The organism is Actinomadura soli, assembly GCF_005889715.1.
Lineage (GTDB): Bacteria > Actinomycetota > Actinomycetes > Streptosporangiales > Streptosporangiaceae > Spirillospora > Spirillospora soli.
On the sequence record NZ_VCKW01000209.1, the window covers coordinates 1 to 14,885 of the forward strand.

11 protein-coding genes and 1 pseudogene are annotated in these 14,885 nt (G+C 70.3%); 5 read left to right on the top strand and 7 right to left on the bottom strand.

The genetic code is table 11. The features are described 5' to 3' along the window. Positions 1-124: 124 nt before the first annotated feature. The 4 genes from ETD83_RS30765 to ETD83_RS30780 all read left to right on the top strand — a co-directional run bounded on the left by ETD83_RS30765 (position 125) and on the right by ETD83_RS30780 (position 6,870). On the top strand, positions 125-682 hold the full coding sequence (locus ETD83_RS30765) for a macro domain-containing protein (RefSeq protein ID WP_171064526.1): 558 nt from the start codon (positions 125-127) through the stop codon (positions 680-682). 368 nt (positions 683-1,050) lie between these two features. Next, on the top strand, positions 1,051-4,980 hold the full coding sequence (locus ETD83_RS30770; protein ID WP_138648720.1) for an RHS repeat-associated core domain-containing protein: 3,930 nt from the start codon (positions 1,051-1,053) through the stop codon (positions 4,978-4,980). Positions 4,981-5,005: 25 nt separating this feature from the next. Next, positions 5,006-5,281 carry a hypothetical protein gene (locus ETD83_RS30775; protein WP_138648721.1) on the top strand — a complete coding sequence of 92 codons (276 nt, stop codon included), beginning with the start codon at positions 5,006-5,008 and terminating at the stop codon, positions 5,279-5,281. A 179-nt stretch (positions 5,282-5,460) separates the two neighbouring features. After that, positions 5,461-6,870, top strand: coding sequence for a DHA2 family efflux MFS transporter permease subunit (locus tag ETD83_RS30780; RefSeq protein ID WP_138648722.1), 1,410 nt, complete (start codon positions 5,461-5,463; stop codon positions 6,868-6,870). 200 nt (positions 6,871-7,070) lie between these two features. Here the strand turns inward: ETD83_RS30780 and ETD83_RS30785 are convergent, their stop codons facing one another. From ETD83_RS30785 to ETD83_RS30795, 3 genes are all read right to left on the bottom strand, one after another. After that, the gene (locus ETD83_RS30785) at positions 7,071-7,634 is read right to left on the bottom strand and encodes a snapalysin family zinc-dependent metalloprotease (RefSeq protein ID WP_138648723.1); all 564 of its coding nucleotides are present in this window, start codon (positions 7,632-7,634) and stop codon (positions 7,071-7,073) included. A gap of 83 nt (positions 7,635-7,717) precedes the next feature. Beyond that, positions 7,718-8,407 carry a S1 family peptidase gene (locus tag ETD83_RS30790; RefSeq protein ID WP_205717978.1) on the bottom strand — a complete coding sequence of 230 codons (690 nt, stop codon included), beginning with the start codon at positions 8,405-8,407 and terminating at the stop codon, positions 7,718-7,720. 512 nt (positions 8,408-8,919) lie between these two features. After that, positions 8,920-10,164: an acyltransferase family protein gene (locus tag ETD83_RS30795; RefSeq protein ID WP_230421307.1), complete on the bottom strand. Its 1,245-nt coding sequence runs from the start codon at positions 10,162-10,164 to the stop codon at positions 8,920-8,922. Positions 10,165-10,469: 305 nt separating this feature from the next. Between ETD83_RS30795 and ETD83_RS43960 the strand changes: the two genes are divergently transcribed. Further along, complete coding sequence (locus ETD83_RS43960) at positions 10,470-10,733, top strand: TetR family transcriptional regulator (RefSeq protein ID WP_205717980.1); 264 nt, start codon at positions 10,470-10,472, stop codon at positions 10,731-10,733. A 37-nt stretch (positions 10,734-10,770) separates the two neighbouring features. Here the strand turns inward: ETD83_RS43960 and ETD83_RS30805 are convergent. From ETD83_RS30805 to ETD83_RS45780, 4 genes and pseudogenes are all read right to left on the bottom strand, one after another. Next, positions 10,771-11,058, bottom strand: a pseudogene (locus ETD83_RS30805) (NADH-quinone oxidoreductase subunit B); the annotation flags it as partial. Positions 11,059-11,219: 161 nt separating this feature from the next. Beyond that, entirely contained in the window at positions 11,220-13,784 is a 2,565-nt protein-coding gene (locus ETD83_RS30810; protein WP_138648725.1) for a glycosyl hydrolase family 18 protein, read from the bottom strand. Then, a complete protein-coding gene (locus tag ETD83_RS30815) occupies positions 13,772-14,695 on the bottom strand; it encodes a DUF305 domain-containing protein (RefSeq protein ID WP_138648726.1) in 924 nt (307 codons plus the stop codon). Before ETD83_RS30815 ends, ETD83_RS30810 begins: the two co-directional genes overlap by 13 nt. Before the next feature lie 39 nt (positions 14,696-14,734). Continuing rightward, positions 14,735-14,885: carbohydrate-binding protein (locus tag ETD83_RS45780; protein ID WP_329602995.1), on the bottom strand; the 151-nt coding region annotated here is incomplete at its 5' end.

Sequence of the window (14,885 nt, forward strand, 5' to 3'; positions counted from 1 at the left end):
GTCCTCGGGGTGACCGGCGGCATGGCGATCGACGTCGCGACGAACACAGGCCGGATCCGCCGAAAGACTGGCTCTTGGGTGTCGGGGGCCTTCGTTACGCTCGGTCCGGCCGGCAGGGGGACGCGTGATCGTCGAGCGGGCGGGGGATCTTCTTCGGGACGATGCGCAGGCGCTCGTCAATCCGGTCAACACGGCCGGTGTCATGGGCAAGGGGCTGGCGCTCCAGTTCAAGCGCGCATTTCCGGCCGCTTTCACCGCCTACGCCACGGCGTGCGCCGACGGGCGGGTGCGTCCCGGGGAGGTCCTCCCTGTCCCGATCGATGATGGTCGCTGGATTCTCCACTTCCCGACCAAGCGGCACTGGCGGAGCCGTTCCCGCCTGGACGACATCGAGGCCGGTCTGGACGATCTCGTCCGTGTCCTCGCCGACCTGAAGATCGTCAGCGTCGCCGTCCCGCCCCTCGGCTGTGGGCACGGCGGGCTCGACTGGGGGGTCGTCCACCCTCTGATCACGGCGGCGCTCGGCTCGTCGGACGTGGACATGGACGTGGACGTGGACGTACGTCTCCGAGTCAGCCGGGCGGTCAGAAGACTCGAATGTCGGGGTCGTCCGGCCGCATCAGCGCGTCCGCCCGGTAGGGCCCGCTTCCCGGGCCGACCACAAGCCCCTTGGCCGCGATAGCCCGCGGTGACGCCCAGGGTCTCAGCCAGGACGGCCGACGGACGTGGAGGGCGCCATTGTGGATGCCGGGTTCATGGGGTGTTTTCGCATTGCGCACGTCGTATCCGCCGGTCAGTCAGCTGTGGCGCGGTACGCGCTTGGTGATAGATTCCCGGTGATTTATCCCTTATGTGCACGGCTGGAAGGGGCGGGGTTGGCTGCGTTCGCCGGGTCCGATTTCGAGCGGATGACGCGGCGGGAACGGACGGCGTTCGCAGTGGTCCATTCGGGGAAGAGCGGCGCCGGCTCCCGCGCCGGACGTGACCGTTCAGCCGGTGCCGCATCGGCGGTCGACGTGCTCGTTGACCAGTGGATCGGAGCGCTTCACGGTGGGAAAGCGTAAGGGGGCGCCCGGGCTGCCCGGTGCGGGCAAGGGCGTCTTCCACAAGATGGCCGGGCATGCGTTCCCCGCCCCCAAGCGCCGCGGGGGCGGCCCGGGTGGCGGCGGTGGCAAGCCTGGCAAGGGCCAGCCTTCTGGGAACGGCAACAAACCCGGTGACGGCAAGCCCGGCGACAAGCCGGACAAGGACACGACGCAGAAAGAGTCCCGCGACACCGGGGACAAGACCACCACCAAGGATCCGATCGACCTGGCCACGGGTGAGGTGCTCTTCGTCCAGACGGACGTCCGGCTCGCGGGGGTGCTGCCGCTGGTCCTTGAGCGGACGCACCTGTCCAGTCACCGGCGGGGACGGCTCTTCGGCGCCTCCTGGGCCTCGACGCTGGACCAGTACCTCGAACTGGAGGCGACCGGGATCGCCTACGTGGCGCCCGACGGGATGGTGGTGCGGTTCCCGCTGGTCAACATCCCTCGTGTCGTCGCCCGTCCGGTCGAGGGCGCCCAGCACCGGCACCTGGCCATGACCGGCGACGGCGGCTACACCCTCAGCGACGGACGCACCGGCCGCACGCTGCACTTCCCGGCCCCTGGAGAGCAGACCGGCTGGTCCCGGCTTCCGCTTGCCGCGATTACCGACCGCAACGGCAACCGGATCGACCTGGTGTACGACGAGGGAGGCGCCCTCACCCAGGTTCGGCACTCGGGCGGCTACCGGCTCGCCGTCGACACCGTCCCGTTCCAGAGCCCGGCGGGCGGTGCCGGCGAATGGCGTGTCAGTGCGCTCCGTCTGCTCGGCCAAGACACCGGTGGACGGCCGGAAAGCGGTGGACGGCCGGAGGCCGGCGGGAGCTCGGAGACCGGTGGCGTCGTCCTGATGCGGTACGGCTACGACGCCGCGGGTGATCTGGCCGAGGTCATCAACGAGTCCGGTCGGCCGCTGCGGTTCTTCTATGACGACGAGCACCGCCTGACCGCCTGGCGCGACCGAACCGGTCACGGCTACGACTACACCTACGACGAACGCGGCCGCGCCGTCGCCGGGACCGGGACCGGCGGCCATCTCAACACCCGCATCCGCTTCGGCGAACCCGACGCAGCGGGCATCAGGCGCACCGTCCAGACCGACTCGCTGGGACACAGCATCACCTACGAGTTCAACGACGCGTACCAGCGGATCGCCCAGACCGACCCGCTCGGCAACACCACCCGTTATGAGCGCGACCGCCACAACCGCGTGCTGTCCCTCATCGATCCGCTCGGCCACACCACGCGGTTCACCTATGACGAGGTCGGCAACATCACGTCCATCAGCCGGGCGTCGGAACGCCGCACCGTCGCCGTCTACAACGAGCTGAACAAGGCGGTCCAGATCACCGGGCCGGACGGCGCCGTCTGGCACCAGGCATGGGACGAGCGAGGCAACCTCGTCAGCCGTACCGACCCGCTCGGCGCGACGACGGTGTACGGCTACAACGAGCACGGCCACCTGCTGACGGTGACCGACCCGCTGGGCGATGTCACCAGGTTCGAGGTCGACGGCGCCGGTCTGCCGCTGGCCGTCACCGACCAGCTCGGCAACGTCACGCGCTACCAGCGCAATGGCATGGGCCGCATCACGGCCGCGACCGACCCGGTCGGCGGCACCGTTCGCTTCGAGTGGACCATCGGTGGAAAGCCCCTCACCCGGACGCTGCCGTCCGGGTCCACCGAACGCTGGCAGTACGACGCGAACGGCGACCTCGTCGGCCACACCGACGCCGCGGGGCGGCGGACGCGTACCGAATACGGTCCGTTCGGCATTCCGTCGGTCCAGTTCGGTGCCGATGGGTCCCGGCTGGAGCTGGCGTACGATCCCGAGCTCCGCCTCGTCTCGGTCACCAATCCGCAGGGTCTCGTCTGGCGCTACGAGTACGACGCCGCGGGCAGGCTCGTCCAGGAAGCGGACTTCAACGGACGCGCCGTGCGCTACGAGCACGACGCCGCAGGACGGCTCGTCTCCCGCCGCAACGGCGCCGGCGAGGTCACGCAGTACCTCCGCGACCCGCTCGGCAAGGTCATCGAGCAGCGGGCCGGGGACGCGGTGACCACGTACGCCTACGACCCGGCGGGCAGGCTGAGCCACTCGGCGGGCCCGGGCGTCGAGCTGCGGCTGAGCTACGACGCGAACGGCCGCGTCACCGCCCAGGAGTGCAACGGCCGCGTGCTGCGCGCCGCCTACGACGCGCTCGGCCGCCGCGTGCGTCGTCGTACGCCCGCCGGAGCCGAGTCGTCATGGGCCTACGACTCCGGGGGGCGGCTCTCCGAACTGCACACCGATGGCCACGCCCTCCGGTTCTCCTACGACGCGGCGGGCCGGGAGGTGCGGCGCGCCATCGGCACCGGCGTGATCGTGGACCAGCGGTGGGACGCCGATCACCAGCTCGTCGACCAGGCCCTGTGGGCGCTGGCGCCAACGGCGGAACCACAGCTGCTGCAGCATCGGGCCTACGGCTACCAGGCGGACGGGAACGTCACCGCCATCAGGGATCGCCTGAACGGGCCGCAGTCCTTCGAGCTCGATGATGCCGGTCGGGTGACCGGCGTCCAGGGGCACGGATGGACCGAGCGGTACGCCTACGACGCCGCCGGTAGTCCCGTCCAGGGGTCGGACTCGCGTGTCGCGGACGGCCTCCCGGACGGCCTCCCGGACGGCCTCCCGGACGGCCTCCCGGACGGCCTCCCGGACGGTCTCCCGGGCGGCGGCCCCGGCGCCCTCCCCGCCGATCGGACGTTCACCGGCCCCCGGCTCGTCCACTCGGGACGGACGTCGTTCGAGTACGACGAGCAGGGACGCGTCGTCACGCGCCACGTCAGGACGCTGTCCGGCCGCAGGGACAGCTGGCGCTACGGCTGGGACGCCGATGACCGGCTCGTCTCGGTCAGCACGCCGTCCGGCGATACGTGGCAGTACTCCTACGACCCGTTCGGACGCCGCGTCAGCAAGCGGCGTTACGGCTCGGGACAGCTCGTCGAGCGGGTCGATTTCACCTGGGACGGTACGACGCTGGTCGAGGAGGACGCGTCCCGCCACGGCCGCCGGGAGGTCAGGACCTGGACGCACGACCCGGGAACGTTCCGGCCCGCGACACAGACCCGCAGAACCTGGAACGAATCGCAGCAGAAATATGACGAAGAGTTCCACGCCATCGTCACCGATCTCGTCGGCACGCCCCGGGAACTGGTGCAGGCGAATGGGAAGCTGACCCAGTCGTCCAAGGCCGACCTGTGGGGAGCGTCCGAGCACACTTCGGGCTGCCCGTTCCGGTTCCCCGGGCAGTATCGCGACGAAGAGACCGGGCTGGACTACAACCTTCACCGCTATTACGACTCCACGACCGGCCGCTATTTGAGCAGCGACCCGATCGGCCTGCTCGGCGGGGCCAACCCTTACGCCTATGTGAGCAACCCGGTCCGCCGAATCGACCCCTCGGGCCTCACCGACACCGACCCGCCCTATTTCCGCGGGACGACCAAGGGATGGCCCGGCGGTGAGAACATGCAGAAGGCGGGAGTCGCGTCCGTGACGTCCGACCCCGGCGTCGCGACGATCTTCGCCACGCAGTCGGCGAGCGAGTACGGCGGCGAGGGGGTCGTGCAGATCCACCGTCCCGGCAACCTGCAGGACGTGGAGAAACTCGGCCCGGGCTATATTCCGCGAGAAGCCGAGATGGGCCTCGGGATCCAGGCGACCGATCTCGCCGACCGCGCCAACCAGACCATCCCGGCCGCCCGCGCCCGCGCCATCCTCTCCGACATGGGATACGATATTCCGCCCAACATCACCACCGGCGACCTCAACCGGATTCTGGAAACCACTCCGAAACTCTCGCCGGACGAAATCCAGGACTTCATGGACAGGGCGGGTTCTTGTGGATCATGAGGTAGAGCTGCAGATCTCCGCGCCCGTGGAGACCGACGGCGAAGGGGCCTTCCTCGTCATAGTGCGCACCTTGCGGGGAACCGTATGGCCGGGTGTCAAACTGCACGAGGTGCGCGAGGCCGCCGGTAAGGAACGGCCTGCCGATCTGACGGTGCGGCGCATCTGGCTTTTCCAACGCGAGATCGACCTCCTCAGCCCCGGCTCGACGGGGAGACTGCGGATCACCGGAGACCCGGGCGGCGATCTCGCCGAAGATTCCGTGCTCGTGGGCCGGACGAACGACGAGGCCCCCCTCACCTGACACGACCGTCCGGCGGCTCTCCCACAGCCCGCACGTCAGCGATGCGGCACGTCAGCGGTGCGGCGGCGCAACGCGGCGTCCGGCCCCCGGCCGATGCGCGGGTCCTAGGTCGATGGGACCTTGTGGGTTGGGTCCGGTGGCCGACGCGGGGGAGGGGCGGCGGGTGCAGCCTTGAGGGCATGACCACGACCTATGAGCCCGAAGTCGCCGGAAAGGCCGCGCCGCGTCTGTCGACGCCCGGGTGGGCGGCGCTGCTCGCGGCGTCCATCGGGCAGTTCCTCGTCGTCCTGGACATCTCCGTCGTCAACGTCGCGCTGCCCGACATGCGCGCCGGGCTCGGGCTCGGCGCGACCGGGCTGCAATGGGTCGTCAACGCCTACTCGCTGACGTTCGCCGGGTTCCTGCTGCTCGGCGGACGGGCCGCCGACCTCTTCGGACGCAAGCGCGTCTTCGTCGCGGGGCTCGGCCTGTTCACCGTGGCCAGCCTCGCGGGCGGGTTCGCGCAGGACGCGAGCATGCTGATCGGCGCCCGCGCCGTGCAGGGCCTCGGCGCCGCGATCCTCGCGCCGGTCACGCTGTCGCTGATCACCGCCACGTTCCCGGACGGGCCCGCCCGGACCCGGGCGATCGCCATGTGGACCGCCGTCGGCACGGCGGGCGGGGCCACGGGCGGGCTGGTCGGCGGGCTGCTCACCGACTATCTGAGCTGGCGCTGGGTGTTCCTGATCAATGTTCCGGTCGGCCTGGTCGTGGGGTTCATCGCCGTCCGGTGGCTGAGGGGGGAGCGCCCGGCGGAGGGGCGGCAGCGGCTCGACCTGCCCGGGGCGGTGCTCGTCACGGCGGGCGTCGGGCTGCTGGCGTTCGGCATCGGCGAGACCGAGAGGCACGGGTGGACGGCGCTGTTCCCGCTGGTGGCGGGGCTCGCGTTGCTGGCGGTGTTCGTCGCGGTGGAGGCGCGGTCCGCGCAGCCGCTGGTGCGGCTGGGGTTGTTCCGGCTGCGCAGCGTGGCGGTCGGGAACCTCGCCACGCTCGTCGGGACGATGGCGGGTTTCGCGCTCTGGTACTTCCTGTCGCTCTACATGCAGAACGTCCTGCACTACAGCGCCGTGCGGACCGGCCTGTCGTTCCTGCCGCACACGGCGGGCATCATCATCGGTTCCCGGCTCGCGCCGACGCTCATGGCCCGCATGGACGCGCGGCTCCTCGCCGGAGCGGGCGGGCTGCTGGCCGCGGCGGGGTTCGCGTGGCAGAGCGTCGTGCTGGACGCCGACGGGACGTTCCTCGGCTCGATCCTCGGGCCCGGCGCGACCATGGCGCTCGGGTTCGGGCTGCTGATGACGCCGCTGGTGCAGGCGTCCACGGCGGGCGCGCCGTCGTCGGAGGCGGGGGCGGTGGCGGGCGTCGTCAACACGTCCCGCACCATCGGGGGCGCCATCGGCCTCATGGTCCTCGGGACGGCCGCGGCCCGTTCCGGCACCGACCTGGTGGACGGGTACTCGACGGCGTTCGTCGTCGCCGCCGTCATCACCACGGTGGGCACGGCGCTCGTCGCGTTCCTGCCCCGTACCGAAAGGCGAACCGCGCCCTGAGCCCTGAAGCGGACCGCGTCCTGAAGAAGCGAACCCGATCCCCACAAAAGCGAACCCCGTCCCCTGAAGCGAACCTGAGGGCGCCTGCCGGAAGGAACGGGCGCCCTCAGGTCGCATGAGGGGCGGGGATCAGAGAACCTCTTTCATCCGGCCTGTCCGCGCGTGCAGGGTTTGCGCGGGGCGGCCGAGGTGGAAGGGGTTCAGTGGCGGGCGAGGACCGGCGCCTCGGTCAGCACGGCGCCGGGCTTGACGCCCATGCGGCCGAACTGGAAGTTGCGCTCGACCTCGGCGATCTCCGCCGCGTTCGGGTTGGGGTTCTTGCAGGTGGTGCCGGCGCTGGCGCCGGACATCAGGTCCGTGCACAGACCGGTGCGCCGGTCCGGCAGGCCGAGGATGTGCCCCAGCTCGTGGGACGCGATCCGGATGACGTAGTGGCCTTCGTTGGTGGCCTGGCGGCCCATCCAGACGGTGCCGCGACCGAGGCTCGTCACCTGGGCGCGGGGCCAGCCGTTGTCGGCGAGGATGCGGACGTCGCCGGGCGTGCCGGGAACGAACTGGACGTTCTTGACGCGCTCGTTCCAGATCTTCGCGCCCTCGTCCCACGCCTCCTTGAACTCGGCGGCCTGGCTGGTGTCGTACCGGACCGTGCGGACGTAGGACTGCTGCGCCTCGGGCGCCGCCGAAGCGGGAACGCCGGTGCCGACCAGGAAGGCCAGGCCGAGCAGCAGCGCCGCGCAGACCCTCAGGAACTTACTTGCGACCATGGATACCTCACAGTGTGGGAGCGGATGAGGCGCCCTCCGCCGGGCACCGCGCTCCGACGGAGGGCACGTTCATTCCTGAACGGTCAGCGGGTCGCGCTCGCGGCGCCGCCGATGATCTGGAGGATCCGGTTGCGGTACGCGGCCGTGTCGCTGTAGATGGCCGGGCCCTGGGCACAGGTCTGGCCGCCACGGCTGGTGGCGCCGACGAGCTCCCACGCACCGGGGCCGCCGGTCACGGCGGGTCCGCCGGAGTCGCCGTAGCAGGCGCCCTTGCCGTTGCCGCCGTCGGTGCAGATCTCGTTCGCCCCGTCGATGCCGGAGCAACGGCTGTCGGCGACGATGGTCGTGTCGAGCTGCTGGAGGTTGATGGGCGCGCCGCCGCAGCCGCGCGTCGGGCAGGTCTGGCCCCAGCCGATCAGGCGGGTGGCCGAGCCGACCGGCGCGGTCTGCGCGATCGGGATGGGCTTGGACGTGGCCGCGCTGGCCAGGCGAAGGATGGCGAGGTCGCCACCGACGACCTGGCGGCTCGCGACGCGCACGACTTCGCCGCCCGCGTTGTAGGTCCGCGTGCCGATCCTGACCTGGGCGGGCTGGCCGCAGTGCGTCGCGGTGATGACCCACTGCGGCGCGACGAGGGAGCCGCCGCAGCTGTGGGAGCCGCTGCTGCCCTGCAGCGAGGCCATGAACGTGTAGGTCTCCGTGGCGGGCACGCCGCCGACGATGTTGGTCTTCGGCGGCGGTGCGGGCTGCGTGTCCGCATTCGCGTTCGCCACCGACGTACCGGCAAGCGTCAGAACCGCGAGCGGTACCGCAGTCAACAGGCTGCGTTTCCTCATGAGCGGGGGGTCCTTTCATGGGGGTGGAAGAAGAAACGTGGACCGCCTGGCCCTGCCGGTCCCCGGCCGGTGCCACAGAAGCGTCGTGGCGCCGGCCCCATGCCCACGACTATTTACCACCAGTGCAGAAATGACCAATTACAGAATGCACACCCGACCCCCGGATAGAATGCCTTCTACGCAAAAAGCGGGGACGACCTGCGAATCTTCTACCAGCACGCCTCGTGACTGAACGAAGGCCCATTTTTTCAATCCGGCCGCTGAGCTGTGAAAACGAGACTCTCGGCCCTTCGCCCCGGCCCGCGCCTGTGAACGCGCCGCGCATCCCCGGCCGCGCTCGCCCGTTGCACCGGTCCAGGCGCGCCTGTTGTGACGGTCCGTGGTCGCCCGTGCATCGGTCCACGGTCGCCCGCTCGCCGGTCGCGTTCGCGGGCCGCGGCGGCCGTGGATCAGGACGCGAGGACCTGCGGCTGGACGGGTGCGTCCGGGCGTGCCGGACGGGTCAGGCGGCGACCGAGGCGCTGCGCGGGCGCCTCGATCCAGCGCTGCGACGCCCAGCTCACCGCCAGCAGCACCAGGACATAGAACGCCAGGCCCGCCACGTCCTCCCGGCCGGACACGTCGAGGAACTGCGCCGCCACCATCAGCAGCAGCGGATGCAGCAGGTAGACCGAGAAGCTGATGGTGCCGAGGCCGGTGGCCCAGCGGGGGAACCGGCGGTGCCGCCACCGCCATGCCGCCGCGAACGCCGCCGCGGCGGCCAGCACGGTGGCGCACCAGGCGAGCTGCGCCTTCCAGCCGTAAGCGGCGGCATGCCACGTCCCGGTGCCGAGCGCGCCCGCCAGGACGACGGCGCACGCCGCCGCGCCCGCGCGCCGGCTGATCTGGCCGTGCTCGGCGCGGTGGACGGCCGTCCCGGCGAACATGATCGCCAGCATGATCAGGCCCTCCCAGGCGTCGAGGCGCCCGTTCGCCGTGACCAGGAGGACGGCGAGCAGCCCGCCGAGCAGCCCGCCGGCGACGCGCGGCGCGGGACGCTTCGACATCGCCGCCGCGATCGCCACCACCACGCCCGCGGCGGTCACCGCGACGACCGGGCCGGTCCCGGCGGTGCGCGACAGCAGCGCGGCGGGGGCGTAGGCGCCGGTCAGCAGGCCGGTGGCGGTGAGCGCGACGGCCGCGACCGCGACGACGGTGAGGACCGCCGCGGCCGGTGCGGAGCGGCGGTGCCCGTCCACCACGAACAGCGCGACGATCAGCAGGTAGAAGGCCATCTCGTACGACAGCGTCCACAGGACGTTCATCACGTTGGGGACGTTCAGGACGTCCTGCAGCATCGTGAGGTGCGCCAGGACGGCGGTCGCGGGGGAGTACTGCTCCAGCCCCGCCCGGAGCCCGAGCACGCCCAGCAGGAACGGCAGGATCGCGAGGAGGCACGCCACCGCGAGCAGCGGGTAGATGCGGAAGAACCGGCCGATCCAGAATCCCCGCACACTTGCGCGGCGTTCCAGCGACGCTGGCACGATGTAGCCGCTGACCAGGAAGAAAACCAGCACTCCCGCCATGCCGGGATCGAACCAGTCGGCCACCTGGATCCGCAGGGACGGCAGGTACACGTAGCTGGCGTGGTGCAGCGCCACCGCCAGAGCCGCCCCACCACGCAGCGCATCAAGCCACCCAAGCCGGGACGTCACGGGGGAAACACCCGAAGCGGGAATCATTACGACAGACTAGACGTCCCCGTGCCGGGCGCCAGGGAATGGACCGGAACGGTTCCGGCCGCCTCGCTTTCGGTGCCGAGTCGGGGGAGCCGGGCCCGCGATCACGCACCGCTCGGCCACGGAATCGTTGATCAAGTCGCGTTTCCCTTCCCCGGGACGCTGAAGATCATCGATGTGACGGCCGCCTGTGGCGACCCCGCCCGGACGCTACTGGACGCCCGCCTGACCTGGTCCTCGACGCGCGGTGACCTCGTGTCACGGTGAGCTAGGGTCTGAACGTGGGATCCGAAAAGGCCGTGCTGCCGCTGGAGCGGCGCCGTGAACTGCTCGACACGGCGATGCGGGAATTCGTGCGCCATGGTTTCGGTGGCGCGTCGCTGAACCGCATCATCCGGTCCTGCGGAATGAGGGCCCTCCAGAACCTCAAGGACATCGACCTCGCCGAGGGACGGCGCCTGGCCGGCCTGCAACTCGACCTGCTCCGCAGGCTCCTCGCCCCACCGGCCGCTCCCGACGCCCCCGAAGACCCCGACGCTCCCTAAGCCCCGAGGCTCCTTGACCGAGCCCCCGCGCGGCCCTCTAAAGGACGATCTTCGACGGCCGCCGGTGCGAAAGGGCGCCTTCTTCGAGTACGGCGATCTCCGCCTCGCGGTCGGCGCCGAGCGTGGTGTGCTGAATCCTGTCGTGGAGTTTGAGGATCGTGTCGAGCAGCATTTCCGGCCGGGGCGGGCAGCCGGGAAGGTAGAAGTCCACCGGCACGATGTGGTCGCCGCCCTGCACGATCGCGTAATTGTTGAACATCCCGCCGGACGACGCGCACGCGCCCATGGCGATGACCCATTTCGGCTTGGTCATCTGGTCGTAGAGGGGACCAGGTAGTCCAAAGTGCGGGAAGTGAACTGGACCACGTGGTCCACAGGGGTGAGAAAAACGGACGCGCGTCCCGTGGGGAACGCGCGTCCGTCCGGAAATGGGTCAGGGCCGGTGCCGTGCTGGCGCAGGCGGCACCGGCCCTGGGCCTTACGGGATCAGCTGCCCAGACTCTGATCCAGGGTCTGGGTCAGGATGCCCGGGTCCCCGGACATCTCCCAGATCATCGCGCCGAGCATGTTCTTGCTCTTCAGCCAGGCGACCTTCTTCTGGATCGACCAGGCGTCGTCGAACGTCCACCATTGGCCGTTGTCGCCGGTGAAGCAGGACGTCGCCACCGCCTGTTCGTCATGGACGATCTTGCAGTTGGGCACGCTGGCGAGCAGGTTGCTGTAGCCGCGCGTCCCGGCCTCTTCCGCGAACTGGCCTGGGGCCGCGCCGTTGGCGTCCTGCCATTCGCCGCTCTTGCCGCCGTCCTTGACCTGCTGCCAGCCCCGGCCGTAGTAGGCCAGGCCGAGGGTCAGCTTGCGCGGGTTGATGCCCGCGTCGAGGTACGGCTTCACCGCGTTCTCGACGCTGAAGTGGAACGGGTAGGGGTCGTCGGTGTCGGTGTACAGGTTGCCCTGGTGCCCCGTCCGCTTGGGCTCCCAGGAGTTGTCGCTGCCCGCGCCGTGGAAGTCGTAGCCCTGGATGTTGAAGATGTCCATGGACTTCGCGACCTCGGCCAGCTCCCAGCCGGCCTCGATCTTCGCCGGGTCGGCGGGGGTGAACGCGGTGAGCTGGTAGCGGTTGCCGGTCTCCTTGGTCAGCTCGTCGAGCTGGCGGCGGAACTCGTGGATGAGCAGCGTGTTGTTGCGCTTGTCGTCCGGGCTGACGTGGTTGCCCGCGTGCCCTTCGGCGCCCGGCCACTCCCAGTCGAGGTCGATGCCGTCGAAGATCCCGGCGCCGGTGCCCGGACCGCCCTTACCGGCGTACACCGGCAGGTTGCCCTTGATGTAGATGTCGAGGCAGGACTGCACGAACTTCTTGCGGGACGCGTCGGTCTTGGCGACGTCGGAGAAGTACTTGGAGTACGTCCAGCCGCCGAGCGAGATCAGAATCTTCAGGTGCGGGTACTTCTTCTTGAGCTTCAGCAGCTGGTTGTAGTTGCCCTGGAGCTTCTCCCAGCCGGTGTCGCCGACGCCGTCCACCGACTGCGCGGCGCTGAACGGGCGCCCGTAGTCGGCCTCGGCGTCGCCGGCGCCGTCACCCTGGCTCGGGTCCTGCGGGTTCGACGTGGTGCCCTTGGTGACACCGTGCAGGCAGGTCAGGTTGACCGGGTCGATGTTGCCGAAGGCGTAGTTGATGTGGGTCAGCCGCCGTGCGTTCCCGGTGGTGTCCAGGTTCTTCACGAAGTACTGGCGGCCGTAGATGCCCCACTGGACGAAGTAGCCGACCTTGGCGTAGCCCTGGCCGACGATGTCGTCCGTCTTCACCTTGACGGCCTCGCTGGCCCCGGACACGTTGTCGTAGCTGTCGCGGGCCTTGACGGTGAACGTGTACTCGGTGGACGGGGAGAGGCCCCCCACCTTCGCCGTCGTCCCGATCACGGTCGTCGCGACCTTGCCGTCGACCAGCACGTCGTAGTTCGCCACGCCGCTGCTGTCGGACGAGGCGCTCCACGAGAGCGACACGCTGCCGGAGTCCTTGCCGGTGCTGCGCAGGCCACCGGGGACGGTGGGCGCCTGCGTGTCATCGGCCGGGTTGTTGGTCTTGACGGTGACGGGGGAGCTGGCGGGCGACAGGCCGCCCTTGCGGTCCCGCGCCTTGACGGTGAACGTGTACTCGGTGTTCGGCGTGAGGCCGGTGACCGTGGCGTTCGTCTCGGCCACCGTGGTGGCGAGCGCCGAGCCGTTGTACACCTCGTACGCGGTGATCGGCAGGCTGCCGGGGGTCGCCGCGTCCCACTTCAGCGAGACGGTCTTCGTCGTCTTCACCGGGGAGGACAGGTTGCCGGGCGCGCCCGGCAGCACGTCGCCGCTCCCGTCGCAGTTGACGTCGTTGACCCGGCAGGTCACCGGCGCCGCGCCCGCCCTGCTGACCGTGAAGGTCGGGCTGTAGGGCTCGGTCGTGCGGCCCGACTGGATGGTGCCGTTGTAGTGGGCGGGGGACAGCGTGAACGTGCTGCCCGTCTGGGTGATCGAGCCGTTGTCGGCGTTGCTGGCGGTCACGCCGGACGGCAGGGTGAACACGATCGACCAGTTCGAAATCGTCGCGCCGGAATTGTTCGCGACGATGAACTTGGCGCGCGACCCTTCGATGGAGTATTCCGCGGTGACGCCCGCCTTCTCCGGCGGGCCTTCACCCGAGCCGTCGCAAGCCGCGCCGTTCAACGTACAGTTCGCCGGCTGCACGGCGGAGCTCAGCGTGAACGTCGGGCTGTAGGGCTCGGTGTTCCCGCCCGCGCGGACGGAGTTGATATAGAACAGCGGACGGAGTGTCACCTTCGTCCCGCTCTGCGACAAGGTGGCGTTCTGCGGGTTGCTCGCGGTCACGCCCGAGGGGAGCTCGAACGCCAGCGTCCAGTTGCTGACGGCGGACGTTCCGGGATTGGTGACCACATACTTTCCGGTCGTGCCGGACAAACTGAAGGTCGCCGTCAGCCGGTCCGCCGCCTGAGCGGGAGCGACGGCGAGCGCGGCCAAGACAATGAAAGTGGTCAGGATTCCGATTATTCGGCGCATGCCGAACACCTACTTCCGGTGGGAGTCTTCCGGGGGGCGGGTTCCTTCCGGGGATCGGAGGGCTTTCGGGATCGGTGTGCCTGCGGGGATCGGGGTGCGTTCGGGGATGGGGGACGGAGAATCGCCAGCATCTGATCGATCTGCGCCGACCGGGACCGGTCGACGCGCTCCGCCAGCCGCCGCGTCCAGGCGTCCTCGCCCCTGCCGGTCTCGAGCCGGGCCATCTGGACGGCGTCGTCCTGGTGGCCGATCAGCAGGTTGAGGAACTCGCGTTCGAAACGGTCTGGCGGGGTCCGCTCCAACGCCGCGAGCTCGGCGTCGGTCGTCTCCGGCATGCCGCCGTGCGCGGCATGCTCGTGCGACTCCGCGCGCAGCGGCCGCCGCCACCCGCGCAGCCGCTGCTGCATCTCCCTCGCCTCGGCGACCTGCGTGGTCTCGATCGCCGCGGCCAGGGTCTTCACCTCGGGACGGACGGAATGCCGTTCCGCCAGCCGGACCAGCTTCACGCCCTGTTCCTGATGGGGAACCATCATCTGCAGGAACATGACGTCGGTGGCGTTGAACCCGGCTCCGCCCCGGGAGCCGGGGGCGGAGCCGCCGGACGGTGAACCGCCGGCGGCCCCGCACTGGGCGAACACCAGGAGAGCGCACGCGGCGAGGAGCGCCAGCGCGCCGTATTTCACGACACCGCGCTTCACCGCGGGGCGTCCCGCAGCGCGGCCGTCCGTCACAGGGGGTTCGGCCGGAGGGGGTGGTTCGGCCGTGTGGCGGACGGTGACGCGGCGGTCGGCCGCTGGGCGGTCGGCCGCGGGAGGATCGGCCGCGGGCCGGCCCGTCGCCGGGGACCCCGTGGTGGGGTCTCCCGTCGCGGGCCGTCCCGTGGCGCGGCGGCCGGTCGCGTGGCGCTTCATGTGGGGCAACTCATCGCGTGCGCTTCATCCTCGTCGCGCTCAGACCTTCTGCCAGAGCGCCGCGGTGTTCGCGGGTTCCCAGCCGGCCAGCGCCGTGTGCGCCTGAAGGCACTTGTACGTCGCGCCGTTGTAGGTCACCTGGTCGCCGGGGCTGTAGGCGGTTCCGGTCGTCCAGGTGCCGCTCGGCGGG

What these genes read in the sequence shown, in the direction of transcription:
- ETD83_RS30785 (WP_138648723.1), bottom strand. Translation starts at nt 7,634, where the DNA reads ATGGTCGCAAGTAAGTTCCTGAGGGTCTGCGCGGCGCTGCTGCTCGGC.
- ETD83_RS30780 (WP_138648722.1), top strand. Translation starts at nt 5,461, where the DNA reads ATGACCACGACCTATGAGCCCGAAGTCGCCGGAAAGGCCGCGCCGCGT.
- ETD83_RS30810 (WP_138648725.1), bottom strand. Translation starts at nt 13,784, where the DNA reads ATGCGCCGAATAATCGGAATCCTGACCACTTTCATTGTCTTGGCCGCG.
- ETD83_RS30815 (WP_138648726.1), bottom strand. Translation starts at nt 14,695, where the DNA reads ATGAAGCGCCACGCGACCGGCCGCCGCGCCACGGGACGGCCCGCGACG.